The sequence below is a fragment of the Saccharothrix stipae genome, from assembly GCF_054781895.1.
This window is the reverse complement of the sequence record NZ_BAAGTN010000023.1, coordinates 1-16,604: the sequence shown is the minus strand read 5'-3', so window position 1 is coordinate 16,604 and position 16,604 is coordinate 1. Positions and strand designations below refer to the sequence as shown.

Below are 16,604 nucleotides of genomic sequence, written 5' to 3'. Positions count from 1 at the left end.
AGGGCACGCGCCGACACCCGCCCCCGTGCGGTCACTGCAACAGTCCCCCGACTTCCTCGATCACGAGGCGGAAGGCCCGGTGCGAGGTCCGCGCCAGCGCGGGAAGCCCGACCGTCCACCGGTCCGAGCCCAGCAGCTCCACCACCAGTCGACGGCGCATGACCGGAACACGCCTCGCCACCGTCGCCAGCACCTCCGCCCACCGGTCCGGGTCGTCGATCCCGTCCGCCAGTGCTTCCGCCGGCCTCCCGAAGTCTACCGACACGTGCGTGGCGGCCAGGTGGGCGAACACCAGGGCGCGATCACGCCGAGTCGCCGCCAGCCCGCTGATCCGGTCGGCGTGCATGGCGGACTCCGGGAGCCGTGCCAGGTCGAAGGCGATCCACGCGCGTTCCAGCTCGTGCCCCTCCTCGGCCAGGGACAACGCGCGCTCGAAGTCCCCGACCGCGCCGAACGCGCCCGCCACCCAGGACAGACCGTTGCCCTGCTGCCCCCGAGTCTCGATGGTCCGCATGACGGCGCAGGAACGCTCCGCGAAGTCCCGTGCCCGCTCCGGATCCTCGCTGTGCGTCGCCATCTCGGCCCAAGCCTTGACCCGGTGATAAGGCGTGGCGATCCGGGCGGCGACCGCCGCGCCGCGCGTCACGTCCCCGGCGGCCGCCCAGACCGCCACCAGCTTGACCAGCTGTGCCTCCGGATCCCAGTACGCGGGTATCGCATCGAAGACGCGCTCCACCCGGTCGACGAGCCGTGCCACCTGGCCGAGGTCACCGGCCCGCGCCGCCACGTGCGCCAGGTCGGTCCCCACGTTGGCCGCGTGCAGGGGGTCGGTGATCCCCGCCGCGGCGGCTTCGGCGGCCCCGAGGTCGCCACCGGCGATCAACGCCCGGACGACCTGCGCGTGGAGCTTCGGACCGAGGTGGTCGTCGGCGAACCACTGCTCGACACCGCTGGTCAGCGAAGTCACGACCTCCGCGCACCCGCGGGCCGCGGTCGCCAACGTCGTCAGCGTGATCACCCGCTCGGCGTCGTCGGTGATCCGCGACGAGATGAAGGTGCCGCAGTGCGCCAAGTCGTTCATCGACTCGGTGTCACCGATGTCCGCGGCGGCCCGCATGGCGTCGGTGAGCAACGGGAACACCGCCGTAGCGGGGAATTCGACCCGCGCGATGTCGGCTGCGTGCAGGGCTATGCCCTCGGCGACCTCCTGCTCGTCACGTGCGGCACAGTGCTCCGCGATTCTCGTGAGAGCGGCCACCCGGTGGGCGTCGTCGGTGATCTCCTCGACGATCTGCATGGCGAAGTGCCATTCGCTGCCCTCGGCGAGGTGGGAAGCCAGGGCCTCCAGGGCCCGCGACCCCCGGTTGAACCTCAGCGACGGCGCCTCCCTGAGGATCTCGTACGCCCCGGTGCGCATGTCGTCCTGAGCACCGCGGTATGCGGCCTGGTGCACGTACTCCAGCAGCGAGAGCACGCGGGACCAGGTGTCGGTGCTCGCCTCCGGCCACGGCACCGGCTGGGGCGACGGCGCTTGCGCGGCGGGCAGCACCTTGTCACGCAAGGCGCGGATCGCGTTCCCGCGCCTCGACGCGTCGGGTATCGACAACGCCAGCGATTCGGCGATCGACTCGTGTCCCAGCCGGGCCAACAACGCCGGCAACCGTTCCGGAACCGCGTCGTTGCGCCACGCGAGGTGGCTGCGGTGCACCGCGAGCCGGGTCAACGCCCCCAGGTCCGGCTCGGCCCGGTGGATCAGCGCCCGTCGCGTCCGGTCGATCTCGGACAGGCCGATCGCATCGCCACCGGACAGGTCGAGCAGGGTTCCGTACCGTCTGGCATCGGTGGCGCAGTCCACCATCCGGTCCACGTCACCGAGGCGCACCAACAGGCCGAAGTAGCCGTTCAGCAGGTATTCCGGGGTGTCCTGGGGCCAGAACCGCTGTCGGTAGCGATCCGCCCAGGCGTGCAGTCGGCCGTGCAGCCCGTCGAGTTCGTCCGCCAAGAACTCCAGCGCCTCGACCTGGAGCTCCTCGTGGCCGAGGAGGTACACGACGGCGCCCGGCTCCCACTGCGCGGGTCGTGGCCGGTAACTGCGGCCCAGCACCGACGTGAGGTGCTCGTCCACCTGCCGACGCGGCCGGTCGGTCAGTTCGGCCAGGTCGGCCGCCGACAGACCACCGCCCGCCGCGACGACCAGGCCGAGGAGGTCCCGTTCCTCCGGCGACCCCTTCATCAGGCGCCTGAGCTCACGTTCCATGTCGACGCGGACGACCTTGGCCTCTAGGGAAGGCCCCAACCGGCGGGTCACGGACGCGTCGCGCAGGGGGTGGTCGTCGGGCACGTCGGCGGGCAGGGACGGGTTCAGCCTGCTCGCCACCACCACCCGCATGCCCGCCGGCGGCGACGCGGGCAGCAGGGCCGCGATGCTGTGGACGTCGCCGGTCCCGTCGACGTTGTGGTCCTCGTCCAACCCGTCCACGACGAGCACGAGCCGTTCGCCGGCGCGCACGCACGCCTCGGCCGCCTCGCGGAGCAGCCCGCGCAGGTGGATGTGGCCGGCGGCGGGCAGCGGCTCCCCGAGCAGGTCCGCGAGTTGCTCCACCACGGTCCTGACGAACGCGTCGGCGTTGTTCTGCGCCGAATAGCGGGAGGTCACGAAGAAGGACACGACCCGCACCCCGGGCGGCGGGTGCAGCACGAACCACGACATCAGGGCCGACTTGCCGGTCCAGGCGTCGGCCTGCCACCAGAGGTAGCCCTCCTCCGGCTCCGGGTCGGGAGCGCAGAAGTCGGCGAGCTCGTCCAGCTCGCGCGCCCGTCCGACCAGCTGCTCGGGGGCCAGCGCGCGCACTTCCTCCAGGTACCGCGAACGCGCGGGCTGCGCCACCGTGACGTCGCCGATGTGGATGCCGCTGTTGGCGTAGCCACCCCGGCCGGCGACTGCCTTGCCGGTCCGCGACGCGGAGAGCCGGCGCCTCGGCGGACGCGGGCCGCTCATCGCACGGGTCGCCGCGAGGCCGGATGCACAACGGCACGATACGCCAGGAATACACGACACAGGATGTCGTGATTGGTTGGGAGGCTGGTCACCACGACGTCGGAGGTGCCGGCCGGCGAGCCGGCGGACGTACGTGTCCTCAATGGATCGAATGGAGCTGATGTGGCAGTGCAGCGAACGGCCGTCAACCCGGTGACGTGGTCGGTCAAGATGGGATTCAACCAGGGTGAGCTGGTCTCCGGGCACACCCGGACCCTGTACTGCTCCGGGCAGACCGCGATGAGCGGCGACGGCGAGCCCCAGCACGCCGGCGACATGGCGGCGCAGTTGGCGCTGAGCGTCGACGGCCTGGAGGCCGTGCTCGGCGAGGCCGACATGTCCCTCGCGAACCTCGTCCGGCTCAACGTCTACACCACCGACGTCGACCTGCTGTTCCAGCACTACGGCGTGCTGGCGTCGCGGTTGGGCGCCGCCGGGGTGGCGCCGAGCATGACGATGCTCGGCGTGACGCGGCTGGCGATCCCCACCCTGATGGTCGAGTTGGAGGGAACCGCCGTCGCGTGACGCGACCTCGCCGCCTCCGACAGGGCGATGACGGAGGGCCTTCCTCCGGACGGGAGGACGGCTCACGCGCCCGTCATCCCTTGTCGGTGGCGCGGTCGAGGTCGTGGAGCTGCCGTTGGACGCGTTGGGCGTCGTTGTCGCGACCCTGTTCCCGGTACAGGGCCAGCGCTTCGCCCCAGGCTTCGCGGGCTTGGTCGTGCTGTCCGAGGGCGGCGTGGGGGTATCCGACGCGGTCGAGGGTCTCCGCATCTTGCTGGTTCGACCGCCCCTACGCAGGAGGGAGGCACCTCCGCCGACGCGTACGTGAGGGCGCCGGTCAGCCTGGGTGGTGTGGTGAGGATGCGGCCGGAGGTGGGGCGAGCACCTCGGCGATCAATTGGGTGTCGGTGTACTCGGTTATCTCGGCGACCTTGCCGTCCCGCATCACGAAGACCCAGCAGTAGCGGTTCGGGTAGTCACGGCCTGACTTGGTGACGCTGTGATTGCGGCCTTCGACGACGACCACGTCGTTGTCGGCCACGAAGCGCTCGGCGCTGACGATGTTGCGGCCGCCGAGCTGCTCCGCGAGTGGGCGGAGCAGCTCATCCAGCACGGCGCGCTTCCCCTCGTAGGTGCGCGACCACGCGGTCTGCCCGATGATCGTCCAGCGGACGTCGTCGGCCAGTGCGTCGAGGAACGGCCGCCCGTTCCCTTTCGCGGTCTCGGCGAAGACTCCCCGCAGGAACGCCTTGTTGTCGACCTCGGACACTGGGCGTACCTCCCACTCCGGTGAACGCCGTGATCTTGGTGGTTCGGGTGGCCGCCGGCCACAGCGTAGACCGCGGCCGGTGGCAGGTGATGTTCGAAGTTCTGATTGGCCGTGTGGCGTCACGGCGGCGGCAGTGGTGAGGGCCGCGTCCAACCGGGTCAGCTCCGCGAGCCGGCCGGCGAGCAGGTCCGGTGCGGCGGGCAGTCGACGTGGCACCGTCGGTGCGGGTGCCGGTGGTGCCGCGTGCAGGTGCACGTCGCCTCCCACGCCGGGCCGGCTCGCCCGGTTATGGACGATCGAGCGCTGTCCGGATCCGGTTGAGCCCTTCCGCGGCGAGCCGACGGCCGTTCGGGAGTTGGTCGTCCCGATCCCAACGCCACGTCGTGATCATCGCCAGCACGAGGATCCGGCACTCGCGCACCAAGTCCTGATCGACACCGGGGTAGTGCTCGGCGACTTCCTCCGGCGCATGGGCCAGGTCGAACTCGACGGGCCCGCGGCAGCACGTCTCGAGGTCGACGAACAGCAGCCCGTCCGCCGTGGTGAGCACGTTGCCCGGGTGCGGCTCGCCGTGCAGCAGCTGCTCGGCGGCGCCGCGTTCGGTGATCGCGCGTCTCGTGCTCCGCAACGCGTCGGCGAGGAGCTCGCGGTCGGCGTCGACGAGCTCGGGCGTGCGGTCGGGACTCGCCACGAGCTGCTGCGCCTCCTCGATCCGATCCGTGAAGTGCGGCGTGCGGACGTCGAGCTCGCGCATGCCGGCGTGCAACCGCTGGAGCGCACCGGCGTAGTCGGCCGGCGGGATCCCTTGGTGCGTCACGGGTTCGTAGTAGGTCCACAGCGTGATGTCGAAGCCATCACGCTCGTAGACGCGTGGTTGCACGCGTGGCTCAAGTGCCGCAACCGGAATTCCGGATGCGATGAGCCGCTGTGCGAGCTCCACCTCGAACCGCGCCACCTGATGCGCGACCGGTGCCACCTGGGCCAGGACGTCACACGGCAGCAGCCGCAGGGTGAGCCGGTTCGAGTCCTGCACCACGACCGCCTCGTCGACCGCCAGGCCGAGCTCGGCGGCCGTGGAGATGCTCGCGGTCACCGCACGCGTGGCATCCGAAGCCTTCATCGTCGCAATCTCCGCACCCTGAGGCACCCTACGGCCCACCACCCCGCCGGACGACCGGATTTCTCCGCGTCCGGAGGGCGGAGGGCGACGCTCATTCCTGCGCCTTGCCCCCGGTGACGCGGGACAGTGCCAGGGCGATGAGGATGATCGTGCCGTTGAGGGCGCCGATCCACTGCGCGGGGACGCCGCCGAGGGTGAGCACGTTCTGGATCATGAACAGCAGCAGGATGCCGGTGAAGGCGCCGAACATCGTGCCCTTGCCGCCGTTGAGGCTGATGCCGCCGATGACGGCCGCGGCGAACACGGTGAAGATGTAGCCGTTGCCCTGGCCCGAGGCGACCGAGGCCAGCCGCCCGGACAGCAGCAGGCCGCTGAGCGCCGCCAGCAGGCTCGCGGTCACCAGCACGATCCACAGCACGCGGTCGGTGCGGATGCCGGCCGCCTTCGACGCGTCGACGTTGCCGCCGATGGCGTAGAGGGACCGGCCGAAGCTGGTGAAGCCGAGCACCACGATCCCGATGGCGAACAGGACCAGGCACAACCACACCGACGCGGGCACGCCGAGCCACTGGGTGCTGCCCAGGTAGAGCATCGACTCCGGGAGCCGGAAGAACGTCTGACCGCCGGAGATGCCGGTGAGGATGCCGCGCAGCACGATCAGCATGCCCAGCGTCACGATGAAGCCGTTGAGCCCGAACCGGATGATGAACAGCGCGTTGACGACGCCGATCAGCACGCCGACCGCCAACGTGACGGGCACCGACCAGCCGCCCGGCAGCAGGCCCAGCCCGTGGCCCGCGCCGACGGGCACGGTGAGCCACGCGGCGACCCCGGGCGCGAGGCCGACGGTGGACTCCAGGGAGAGGTCCATCTTCTTCACGATCAGCACCAGTGCCTGGGCGAGCACCAGGACCGCGATCTCGGACATCGTCTGCAGGATGTTGACGAGGTTGTCGGCTTGGAGGAACACCGGGCTGACGAGCTGTCCGACGACGGCTATCGCGATGATCGCGGGGATGAGCGCCAGGTCGCGCAGGCGGGCGAAGGCGAGCCGCCGCCCACCGGCACGTCGGGCGGACGGGCCCTTCCCGCCGGGATCGGCGGTCGAGCCGTTCCCGGTGACCGCGGCCGCGGTCGTGGTCTCAGGCATCGAGGTCCACTCCTTCCATCGCGGCCACGAGCTGGTGGTCGTGCCAGCCGCGGGCGGTCTCGGCGACCACGCGGCCCTGGAACACCACCAGGACCCGGTCGCACAGGCGCAGGTCGTCGAGTTCGTCGGAGGCGATGAGCACGCCCGTGCCGGACTCGGCGATCTCCTCGACCTTGCCGAGGAGGAACTCCTTCGACCGCACGTCGACGCCGGCGGTCGGGTTGATCAGCACGAGCACCTCGGCGTCGCCCGCCAGGGCGCGCGCCATGACGACCTTCTGCTGGTTGCCGCCGGAGAGACCGGAGACCGGCAGCTCCGGCCCCGGTGTCTTGATCGCGAGTTTCCCGATCATGGACCTGGCGACGTCGTCACGGCGGCGGCCGTCGATGAACCCCGCCCGGCCGAGCCGTTCCGGGATGGTCAGGGTCGCGTTGTCCGCGATGGACATCTCCGGCACGAGACCCTGGTGGTGCCGGTCCTGCGGGACGAACCCGGCGCCCGCCTTCAGCGCGGCGGGCACGCTGCCCGGCCGGGGCCGTGAGCCCGCGATCTCCACGGTGCCGCGGGCGGCCGCCCGCAACCCGACGACGGTCTCCGCGATCTCGACGCGACCGCTGCTCGCCGCGCCGGCGAGACCGACGATCTCACCGGCGCGGATGCGGAACGACACGTCGTCGTACGCACCGGGCAGGGCCGCGCCGTCCACCTTGAGCACGTCCGCGGCGTCCGGCGACGGACCGCGCCGCGCACCGCCGACCTCCGCCGCGGCCTCGCCGGTCATGGCTGCGACCAGCTCGGCCCGCGGCAGCTCGTCGACCGGGGCGGTCAGGATGTGCCTGGCATCGCGGAACACCGTCACCGTGTCGCAGATCTCGTAGATCTCCTGGAGGTGGTGGCTGATGAACAGGAACGTGACGCCCTGCTGCTGGAGGTCGTTGATCCGGGCGAACAACCGGTTGATGGCGGCGGCGTCCAGCTGGGCGGTCGGCTCGTCCAGGATGATGAAGCGCGCACCGAACGACAGTGCCCTGGCGATCTCCACGAACTGCCGCTGCTCCACGTCGAGCTCCCGCGCGGGCGTGCGCACGTCCACGTCGACCGACCAGGTGTCGAGCAGTTCCCGTGCCCGGTCGCGCACCGTCCGCCAGCTGATCAGCCCGCCGCGGCCGCGGTCGTGCCGGTTGAGGAACAGGTTCTCGGCGACGGTCAGCTCGGGGATGATCGTGGACTTCTGGTAGACGCACGCCACCCGCTGCCGCCAGGCGTCCCGGTCGGCGAGCCGCGGTGCGGGCTCGCCGCCGAACCTGATCGTGCCCTCGTCCGGCGGTTGGAGCCCGGTGAGGATGGCCACCAGGGTCGACTTGCCCGCTCCGTTGCGCCCCACCAGGGCGTGGGTCTGCCCGGATTCGATCCTGATGGCGGCCTCGTGCAGCGCCACCGTGGACCCGAACCGCTTCGTTATCCCCGTCGCCTCGGCAACGGGCGCAGTCGTAGCCATCTCGCGTGTCGCCTTCCCGGTCAACCGAGCTTGTTGCCCCACAACGACTGGTCGTCGCTCTTGAGGCTCGCGACGCCGTCGTAGGTGCCGCCGTCCGCGGTCACCAGGGGAGCGGAGAGCTGGTCCTCCAGCAGACCTTCGCGGACCTGGATGATCGTGCTGTCGTGGTCGGTCTTGCCGGGAGCGAACGTCTTGCCCTCGATCGCGGCCTTCAGGTAGTGCAGGGCGTACTTGGCGTAGAGGTCGGCCGGCTGGGACACGGTGGCGTCGATCCGGCCCTCGGCGATGTTCTTGAGCTCCTCGGGGATCCCGTCGTTGGAGACCACGAACACGTGCTTGGGGTCCTCCGGGCCGACCAGCAGGTCCTTCTGCTTGAGCACCTGGAGGGTTCCGGCGAGCGCGAAGCTGGACTGCATGTAGACGCCCTTGATGTCCGGGTGGGCGGTGAGGTCGGTCTGGAGCTTCTGCGCCGCGATCGCGCCGTCCCAGTTCGTGGCCTCGCCGAACACCGTGATGCCGGGGTACTCGGACTTCATGCAGTCGTTGAACGCCTCGGTGCGGTCGCGGCCGTTGATCGAGGCGAGGTCGCCCTGCAACATCACGACCTTGCCCTTGCCGCCGAGCTTGGCGCCGAGGAACCGGCAGGCCTTCTCGCCGTACGCGCGGTTGTCGGCCCGGACCACCATGTACACGTTGCCGGTGTCGGGTCGGGTGTCCACGGTGACCACCGGGATCTTCTTCGCTTCCAACTGGTCCAGCGTGGGTGCGATGGCCGCGGTGTCCTGCGGCGCCATCGCGACGCCCTTGACGCCCTGGCTGATGAAGGTCTGGGCGTTGGCGGTGAGCTTGGCGACGTCGTTCTGCGAGTTGGTGGTCTTGAGTTCGAGGCCGAGCTCCTGCGCGGCCCCGGGGGTGTACTGGATGTAGGAGTTCCAGAAGTCGGTGTCGGACCGGGGGTAGTCGACGCCGACCACCGGCGCGCCGCCCGCGGCTCCCGGCCCGGAGTCCGGTGTGGCGCAGGCGCTGAGCGCGGCGGTGAGGGCGGCGACGGCGGCGAGGCGCGCGCGGGTTCTGGTCTGCACGGCGGTTCTCCTAGCGTGCGGTGTGGTTCGGGGGCCGGTGGGGGTTCGGTGCCGGGTGCGCGAGCCGCTCAGGCCGTCGACCGCGAGGTCGGCGCCGGTGCGCTCACGCGGTGGCCTGTCGTTGCCAGACCGGCCCGTCCGGGAAGCGGTGGGCCGCGATGGACGCGGGGTGCAGTTCGGCGCTGATGCCGGGCGCGGTCGGGGCGAGGTAGCGGCCGGCGCGGATCCGCACCGGGTCGGTGAAGTGCTCGTGCAGGTGGTCGACGTACTCGATGACGCGGTCCTCGGTCGTGCCGCTGACGGCCACGTAGTCGAACATCGCGAGGTGTTGCACCATCTCGCACAGCCCGACGCCGCCCGCGTGCGGGCAGACGGGGATGCCGAACTTGGCCGCTAGCAGCACGATGGCGACGTTCTCGGTGACGCCCGCGGTGCGGCTGGCGTCGAGTTGCAGGATGTCCAGGGAGCCAGCCTGGAGCAGTTGCTTGAACATCACCTGGTTGTGGGTGTGCTCGCCGGTGGCGACCTTCACCGGCGCCAGCGCCCGCCGGATGGCGGCGTGGCCGAGGATGTCGTCGGGCGAGGTGGGCTCCTCGATCCAGTACGGGTCGTACTGTGCCAGCGCGGTCATCCAGTCGATCGCCTGCCGCACGCCCCACGCCTGGTTGGCGTCGACGGCGATCCGGATGTCCGGTCCGACCGCCTCGCGGGCCAGCCGCAGCCGGCGGAGGTCGTCGGCCCGGTCGGCGCCCACCTTCAGCTTGATCTGGGTGAAGCCCTCGGCCACGGCTTCCTTCGACAGGCGCACGAGCTTCTCGTCGTCGTAACCGAGCCAGCCGGGCGTGGTCGTGTACGCCGGGTAGCCGTGCCGCAGGAGGTGCGCGGTGCGTTCGGCGCGCCCGGGTTCGGCCCGGCGGAGGATGTCGAGCGCCTCGTCGCGGGTGAGGGCGTCTTCGAGGTAGCGGAAGTCGACCAGGTCGACCAGCTGCTCCGGGGACAGCTCGGAGAGCAGCTGCCACACGGGCTTGCCCGCGCGCCGCCCGTACAGGTCCCAGACGGCGTTGACGATGGCGGCGGCGGCCATGTGGATGGCGCCCTTCTCCGGCCCGAGCCAGCGCAGCTGGCTGTCGCCGGTCAGCCGCCGCGAGAACGCGCCGAGGTCGCCGAGCACCTCGTCCACGGACAGGCCGATGACCAGCGGCGCCAACGCGCGCACCGCGGCGACCTCGACGTCGTTGCCCCGTCCCACGGTGAACGCGAGCCCGTGCCCCTCGGCCCCGCCGCTGGTGCGGATGGTCACGTAGGCGGCCGAGTAGTCGGGTTCGGGGTTCATGGCGTCGGAGCCGTCGAGTTCGAGCGAGGTCGGGAACCGCACGTCGACCGCGTCGAGCGCGGTGATCAGCTCAGTCATCGTGCGGGGCACCTTCGGTTCGAGCGCCCCAACGTCTGTTCGACGGCATGGCAACCACCCCTCGTCGTGTGTCGCCGGCAAGTCAGCGGTGCGACGAACCGCCCCTGGACATGGGATGAATGTATAGGCTCTCGCCGGGGTGCTGTCCAGATCGAATGGGCGATTCGGTCCGGAAAACGCCAAGATCTGGCTGCTGGACTGGACCTGAGGCTGATCGGCGGTGTCCATGCGACATCCCATGTCTTTCGCAGAGATGGGATGTATTGCTAGCCTGCCCCGGCGTCGATGCCACGTTCCGGGGAGAGCCGCCAGATGTCACTGACCGACAAGGCCATCGACCGCATCAGGGACATGATCCAGTCGGGTGAGCTGCCACCAGGGTCCAAGCTGCCACCGGAGCAGCAGTTGGCCGCCGAGCTGGGACTGTCCCGGAACCTGATGCGGGAGGCGGTCAAGGCGCTCGTCGTCGCCCGGGTGCTGGAGATCCGCCGGGGCGACGGCACCTACGTGACCAGCCTGGAACCGGAGGTGCTGCTCGGGAGCATCGCCTCCGCGGTGGAGTTGCTCAGGGGCGACACCCTGCTGGAGCTCACCGAGGTGCGCCTGCTGTTCGAGCCGGTCGCCACCGGGCTCGCCGCCACCCGCATCTCCGCGGCCGAACTGGCCGAGGTCGAACGCCACCTCCTCGCGATGCGCCTCGCCCGCGACGACGTGGAGCTGCTCAACAAGCACGACGCCGCGTTCCACCGGGCGGTCGTGGCCGCCACCGGCAACGCCACGCTGACGACCCTGCTGGAAGGCATCTCCGGCCCCACGGTGCGCGCCAGGGTCTGGCGCGGACTGGTCGACGACAACGCGGCGAGCCGCACCCTGGCCGAGCACGAGGCGATCTACCACGCCTTGGTCGACCGGGACGCCACCCTCGCGCAGGCCGCCGCCCTCGTGCACATCAGCACCACCGAGCGCTGGCTGCGTGAGCACGTGGACCGGGACGGCGACGCCCCGCCCGAAGACCGGCCACTTCCGACCTACCCCCGCTGAGGAGGAACCCGATGAGACTGTCGCGTCACGTTCCCGGGCGGGCGTGATGGCCGCCGCGGAGCCGCAGTGGTTCGCCGAACGGGTGCCGCTGGGCCGCACGGACGTCACGGTGACCCGTCTCGGCCTGGGCACGGCGCCCCTGGCCGGGCTGTACGCGGAGGTCGTGGACGACGAGGCCGCCGCGACCCACGAGGCCGCGTGGGCGGCCGGCATCCGGTACTTCGACACCGCGCCGCACTACGGCGCCGGACTGGCCGAGCGGCGCCTGGGCACGTTCCTCGCCGGTCGGCCCCGCGCGGAGTTCGCGGTGTCCACGAAGGTCGGCCGGCTGCTGGTGCCCGGTGAGACCCCGCCCGGCAGCGAGGGCTTCTTCTACGACGACCCCGGCGTGGTCCGGGTGCGGGACTACAGCGCGGAGGGCGTCTACCGGTCGCTCTCGGAGAGCCTGGAGCGGTCCGGCCTCGACTCCTTCGAGATCGTGTTGATCCACGACCCGGACGACCACTGGGAGGAGGCGGTCAGCGGGGCGTACCCGGCGCTGGAGCGGCTGCGCGCCGAGGGCGCGGTGCGGGCGATCGGGGCGGGGATGAACCAGACGGCGATGCTCAGCCGGTTCGTCGCCGAGACCGACGTCGACTGCGTGCTCGTGGCCGGCCGGTACTCCCTGCTGGATCGCGGCGCGGCCGACGACCTGCTGCCGTTGTGCGAGAAGCGGCAGGTGGGCGTCATCGTCGGCGGTGTCTTCAACAGCGGCATCCTCGCGAACCCGGTCCCCGGGGCGATGTACAACTACTTCCCGGCCTCGGAGGAGGTGCTGCGACGCGTCCGCGCCCTGGCCGCCCGGTGCGCCGAGCACGGCGTCGCGCTGGCCGCCGCCGCGCTGCGGTTCCCCCTGCGGCACCCGGCGGTGACCACCGTGGTCGTCGGCGCCCGAAGCCCGCGCGAGGTCGCCGAGAACACCGCGCACGCCACCGCCGTGATCCCGGAGGCGCTGTGGGCGGAACTCGACGGGCTGGACGAGGCGGCACCGTGATCGGAGCGACCACCACGAACCAGACCCGTGAGCCGAGCGGCACGGTCCCGGCCGAGGACCGTGCCGCTCGGGCGGCACGTCAGCTGCCGAACAGCTTGCGGGTCTGCTCGATGATCGTCATGACGCTCAGCGCGCCGAACAACGCGACCGCCCAGCCGAGCACGGCCATGCGGCCGGCGCGGATGCGGATCGGCTCCGGCAGCACCTTGCGGTTGAGGACGATCAACAGCCCGGAGTAGATGAACATCATCAAGGCGCCCACGCACGCGGAGATCACCAGCAGGAGCAGCGGCTGCCCGAGGCCGGCCAGCACGATCACGCAGCCCACCAGCACCAGCGCCCACACGATGGCGAAGTAGAGCGTGCTCTCCTTGAGCTTCTTGGCGTACGCGGTCTTGATCACGTCCGCGACCAGGCGGCTCGAGTAGTCCACGATGCCCAGTGCCGCGGCGAACAGCGCGAACGCGCCGGTCACCCAGAACAGCGTGCCGAACCAGGCGCCGACGGTCTCCTTCAGCACCTCGCCCTCGATGCGCAGGAACCCGATGTTGTTCGGCAGACCGGGCCGGCCGTGGACGGTCGAGTAGGCGAGCAGCGAGGTGAACACGATGGACAGGAAGGTGATCAGCACGAAGGTGTAGAGCTGCTCGCGGTTCGCGAACCGCCACCACGCGCGCCACCGGGTCAGGTTCTCGTCGGTCGGCTCGAAGATGAACCCGGTGCTCGGCGCGGCCTCGGGCTTGCCGGTCACCGGGCTCTTGATTCGCGGCACGTACTTGCCCATGCCGAAGCCCTTGTCCCGGATCCAGTTGCTCTGCACCAGGTTCTGGCCGCCACCGGCACCCGCGAAGGCGAGCGCGCCGGTCAGGAGCGCGAGGCCGAGCGTACCGACCGGGACGCTCGCTCCCGTCACGATCTCGGGCACGTCGGCCCACGCGTCCGCGGAGATCGCGACCACCGCGCCGACCGCCAGCAGCACGAGCACCGCCGCGACCTTCAGCATCTCGGCCCGTTCCAGCGCCACGTACACCACCGGCGCCAGCGTGAGGATCAGCCCGATGGCGAGCAGCATCCCGACGGAGATCCAGCGGACGTCGCCGCCCCACAGGTAGGTGACCATGGTCGCCGAACTGGTCGCCCAGCCGGGCCACAGGTTCGCGAACATGGTCAGCACCGCGAACACCAGGCCCCAGTGCCGCCAGAAGCGGCTGAAGCCGGTGAGCGCGGTCTCACCGGTGGCGAGCGTGTACCGCTCGATCTCCATGTTGAGGAAGAACTGGGTGGCCAGCCCGACCAGCGCCGCCCAGACGAACACCAGGCCGACCTGGGAGGCGATGTAGGGGAAGAGGATGAACTCGCCCGACGCCAGCCCGACGCCCGCGGCGATGATGCCCGGTCCGATGATCCGCCAGGTGGAGGTCGGGGCCTCCGGCAGCGGCCGCACCTCGGGCGGTGGCAGGTGGCGGCCGGCGGGGAACCGGCTGGTCACGTCGTCGTGCTGCCTGGTCATCTGGTGATCCCTTCGCCGGAACTAGGAGATCTCCGTGGAGATCATACGGGGAACCCGCACGATCGGGCGAGGGAAGGCGAACGGGCCGTGCGGCCCGACGCGGGAGCACACCAACCCAGTGGTGACCCCGGCGTCGAGCCGGCCGCCGGTCGACGCCGAGGCGACGACCGGCGGCCGCGGGTCACCGCGCCGAGCAGGTGGGGGAGAGGCCGGTGGCGCTGCCGGTGGCCTGGAAGCCGAACTCGACGGACTGGCCCGCCCCGACGGAGCCGTTGTAGTCGACGTTGGTGAACGTGACGGTGCCGGTGGTGCCGCTGCGGTTGGCGCTCCACTGGTTGGTGACCGTGGTCCCGGACGGCAGGGACACCGAGACGGACCAGCCGTTGAGCGCCGACGTGCCCGCGGTGACCTTGATGTTGGCCACGAAGCCGCCGTTCCAGCTGTTCAGCGACGCCGTCGCGGTGCAGGCGCCGGGACCTGGGTTCTGCGTCGTGGTGGTCGTCGTCGTAGTGGTGGTGGTAGTGGTCGTCGTGCTGCTGCTGCTGGTGGTGGTCGTCGTGGTCGGCGGCGCGGCGTTGAGGGCGTCGAGGACGGCGTTGTAGGCGGGCTTCTTGTTGCCGGAGCCGTCGAACAGCAGCGGCGAGTCGTTGGGGTAGCGCCACGAGTCGGTGTCGCGGATGCCCCACACGGTGATGCCGGTGCACCGCGCGACCGCGGTGCACGCCTGCGTCACGCGGCGGTAGTTGTCGGCCTGCTGGGTGCCGGAACCGGCGATGTCCAGCTCGGTGATCTGCACGTCGACGCCGAGCGCCGCGAAGCGCTGGATGGTGGTCTGGTAGTCGCCCGGGATGCTGGTGCCGAAGTGCGACTGGAGGCCGACGCAGTCGATCGGGACGCCGCGGGCCTTGAAGTCCTGCACCATCCGGTACACGCCCTGGGTCTTGGCGGCGGCCCAGCTGTCGGTGTTGTAGTCGTTGTAGCACAGCTTGGCGGCGGGGTCGGCCGCGCGGGCGGTGCGGAAGGCGACCTCGATCCAGTCGTTGCCGGTGCGCTGGAGGTTCGAGTCACGGCGCCCGCCGGAGCCGCCGTCGGCGAAGGCCTCGTTCACCACGTCCCAGGCGTAGATCTTGCCCCGGTAGTAGGAGGCGACCCGGTTGATGTGGTTGACCAGCGCGGAGCGCAGCGCCGAGCCTTCCATGCCCTGCATCCACCGCGGTTGCTGCGAGTGCCAGGCCAGGGTGTGGCCGCGCACGCGCTTGCCCTGGGCGATCGCGTGGTTCACGATGCGGTCGCCGTTGGCGAAGCTGAACTGGTTCTGGTTCGGCTCGGTGGCGTCCATCTTCATCTCGTTCTCGGCCGTCACCATGTTGAACTCGCGGTTCAGGAGCCCGACGTAGGTGGAGTCGCCGAGCCTGCCTGCCGCGACGGCCGCGCCGTAGTAGCGGCCGCTCTGGGCCGCGGACGCGCCGAGGGTGCTCGCGGCGCTCGCGGACGTGGTCGCCAGCAGCGCGACGCCGCCCGTGGTCGTGGCGATCAACGCCGCCGCGAGCGCCACCCGTGACACTGACCTCGCTGTCAGCTTCATCTTCGACACCTTCGCAGAGAGGCACCCGTCGTCCGTGACGGGTGAATTGGGCATAACCGTTCGGCCGGTCCGCCGTCGCCGTGTCGCCGGGTGCGGGCGGCGCGCAAGCGTCGTGGCGGTGTGAGTCGCGGGCCGGCGCTTCGCGAAACGGCGCACTGTGTCGTCGGCGCGATTCGCGAGTCTGGTGCCCGGCAGTGTCGCACCCCATTGTTCGCGCTCACAAGGTCTGACCACGGAAAATATGCGTCCGCTTGCGCTGAATGGAGCAGTTTAAGCTTTGTGGTAGCAGTTGAACTGTGTTTATGCGGGTTTTTCGAAAAGTTGCGCAACGCGGTGTGGCGAACGGTAGCTAAAGTTAGCGCTCACATATTTAGCTTTGACCGGTCGAATCGCGTATCGCTACATTCGACGGGCAATCGGGGTCGCCCCGCAGGCCGCGACCCGACCCTGCCGGTGTCTGTCCGACGACGCTGGGCCGCCGCGCGTCGCGCGAGCCACGACACCGAACAGCGAAGGGACCGATAACCATGGCACACCTACCGCGGCGGCATCGCGTCGCGCACGTCATGTCCGCGGCTCTGCTGGTGGCGGCGGGCGTGATGACGGTGCTGAACACCGACTCCGCCCGAGCCCTGGACAACGGAGTGGCGCGTACCCCGCCGATGGGGTGGAACTCGTGGAACACGTTCGGCTGCAACATCAACGAGACGTTGATCAGGCAGATGACCGACGCCATGGTCAGCTCCGGCATGCGCGAGGCGGGCTACCAGTACGTGGTGGTGGACGACTGCTGGATGAACCCCAACCGTGACTCGGCGGGCAACCTCCAGGGCGACCCGGGCCGGTTCCCCGGCGGCATGAAGG

General features: G+C 70.6%; 12 protein-coding genes and 1 pseudogene. 4 read left to right on the top strand and 9 right to left on the bottom strand.

Translation table 11 applies throughout. From position 1 onward, the window contains the following. Positions 1-31: 31 nt before the first annotated feature. Positions 32-2,998, bottom strand: a complete 2,967-nt coding sequence (locus tag ACYVLT_RS36085; RefSeq protein WP_461124654.1) for a P-loop domain-containing protein — start codon at positions 2,996-2,998, stop codon at positions 32-34. Between the two features lie 168 nt (positions 2,999-3,166). On the opposite strand from ACYVLT_RS36085, the gene ACYVLT_RS36080 reads away from it, so the two are divergent. Continuing rightward, positions 3,167-3,562 carry a RidA family protein gene (locus tag ACYVLT_RS36080; RefSeq protein ID WP_461124685.1) on the top strand — a complete coding sequence of 132 codons (396 nt, stop codon included), beginning with the start codon at positions 3,167-3,169 and terminating at the stop codon, positions 3,560-3,562. Between the two features lie 316 nt (positions 3,563-3,878). Here ACYVLT_RS36080 and ACYVLT_RS36075 read toward each other — a convergent pair whose 3' ends face one another. The 6 genes from ACYVLT_RS36075 to ACYVLT_RS36050 all read right to left on the bottom strand — a co-directional run bounded on the left by ACYVLT_RS36075 (position 3,879) and on the right by ACYVLT_RS36050 (position 10,571). Continuing rightward, the gene (locus ACYVLT_RS36075) at positions 3,879-4,310 is read right to left on the bottom strand and encodes a nuclear transport factor 2 family protein (RefSeq protein WP_461124653.1); all 432 of its coding nucleotides are present in this window, start codon (positions 4,308-4,310) and stop codon (positions 3,879-3,881) included. A gap of 286 nt (positions 4,311-4,596) precedes the next feature. Beyond that, positions 4,597-5,430 carry a phosphotransferase family protein gene (locus tag ACYVLT_RS36070; RefSeq protein ID WP_461124652.1) on the bottom strand — a complete coding sequence of 278 codons (834 nt, stop codon included), beginning with the start codon at positions 5,428-5,430 and terminating at the stop codon, positions 4,597-4,599. A gap of 91 nt (positions 5,431-5,521) precedes the next feature. Then, entirely contained in the window at positions 5,522-6,580 is a 1,059-nt protein-coding gene (locus tag ACYVLT_RS36065; RefSeq protein ID WP_461124651.1) for an ABC transporter permease, read from the bottom strand. Beyond that, positions 6,573-8,078 carry a sugar ABC transporter ATP-binding protein gene (locus ACYVLT_RS36060; RefSeq protein WP_461124650.1) on the bottom strand — a complete coding sequence of 502 codons (1,506 nt, stop codon included), beginning with the start codon at positions 8,076-8,078 and terminating at the stop codon, positions 6,573-6,575. Before ACYVLT_RS36060 ends, ACYVLT_RS36065 begins: the two co-directional genes overlap by 8 nt. A 20-nt stretch (positions 8,079-8,098) precedes the next feature. Next, complete coding sequence (locus ACYVLT_RS36055) at positions 8,099-9,160, bottom strand: sugar ABC transporter substrate-binding protein (protein WP_461124649.1); 1,062 nt, start codon at positions 9,158-9,160, stop codon at positions 8,099-8,101. A 103-nt stretch (positions 9,161-9,263) separates the two neighbouring features. After that, positions 9,264-10,571, bottom strand: coding sequence for an L-fuconate dehydratase (locus ACYVLT_RS36050; RefSeq protein ID WP_461124648.1), 1,308 nt, complete (start codon positions 10,569-10,571; stop codon positions 9,264-9,266). Positions 10,572-10,883: 312 nt separating this feature from the next. Here ACYVLT_RS36050 and ACYVLT_RS36045 point away from each other — a divergent pair, with 312 nt between their 5' ends. Then, positions 10,884-11,612, top strand: coding sequence for a FadR/GntR family transcriptional regulator (locus tag ACYVLT_RS36045; protein WP_461124647.1), 729 nt, complete (start codon positions 10,884-10,886; stop codon positions 11,610-11,612). Between the two features lie 46 nt (positions 11,613-11,658). Continuing rightward, the gene (locus ACYVLT_RS36040; RefSeq protein WP_461124646.1) at positions 11,659-12,645 is read left to right on the top strand and encodes an aldo/keto reductase; all 987 of its coding nucleotides are present in this window, start codon (positions 11,659-11,661) and stop codon (positions 12,643-12,645) included. Between the two features lie 79 nt (positions 12,646-12,724). Here ACYVLT_RS36040 and ACYVLT_RS36035 read toward each other — a convergent pair whose 3' ends face one another. Further along, positions 12,725-14,155, bottom strand: coding sequence for an Nramp family divalent metal transporter (locus tag ACYVLT_RS36035; protein WP_461124645.1), 1,431 nt, complete (start codon positions 14,153-14,155; stop codon positions 12,725-12,727). Between the two features lie 181 nt (positions 14,156-14,336). Beyond that, positions 14,337-15,740: an endo-1,4-beta-xylanase gene (locus tag ACYVLT_RS36030; protein ID WP_461124644.1), complete on the bottom strand. Its 1,404-nt coding sequence runs from the start codon at positions 15,738-15,740 to the stop codon at positions 14,337-14,339. A gap of 527 nt (positions 15,741-16,267) precedes the next feature. Between ACYVLT_RS36030 and ACYVLT_RS36025 the strand changes: the two are divergent. Continuing rightward, a pseudogene (locus ACYVLT_RS36025) lies at positions 16,268-16,604 on the top strand (hypothetical protein); the annotation flags it as partial.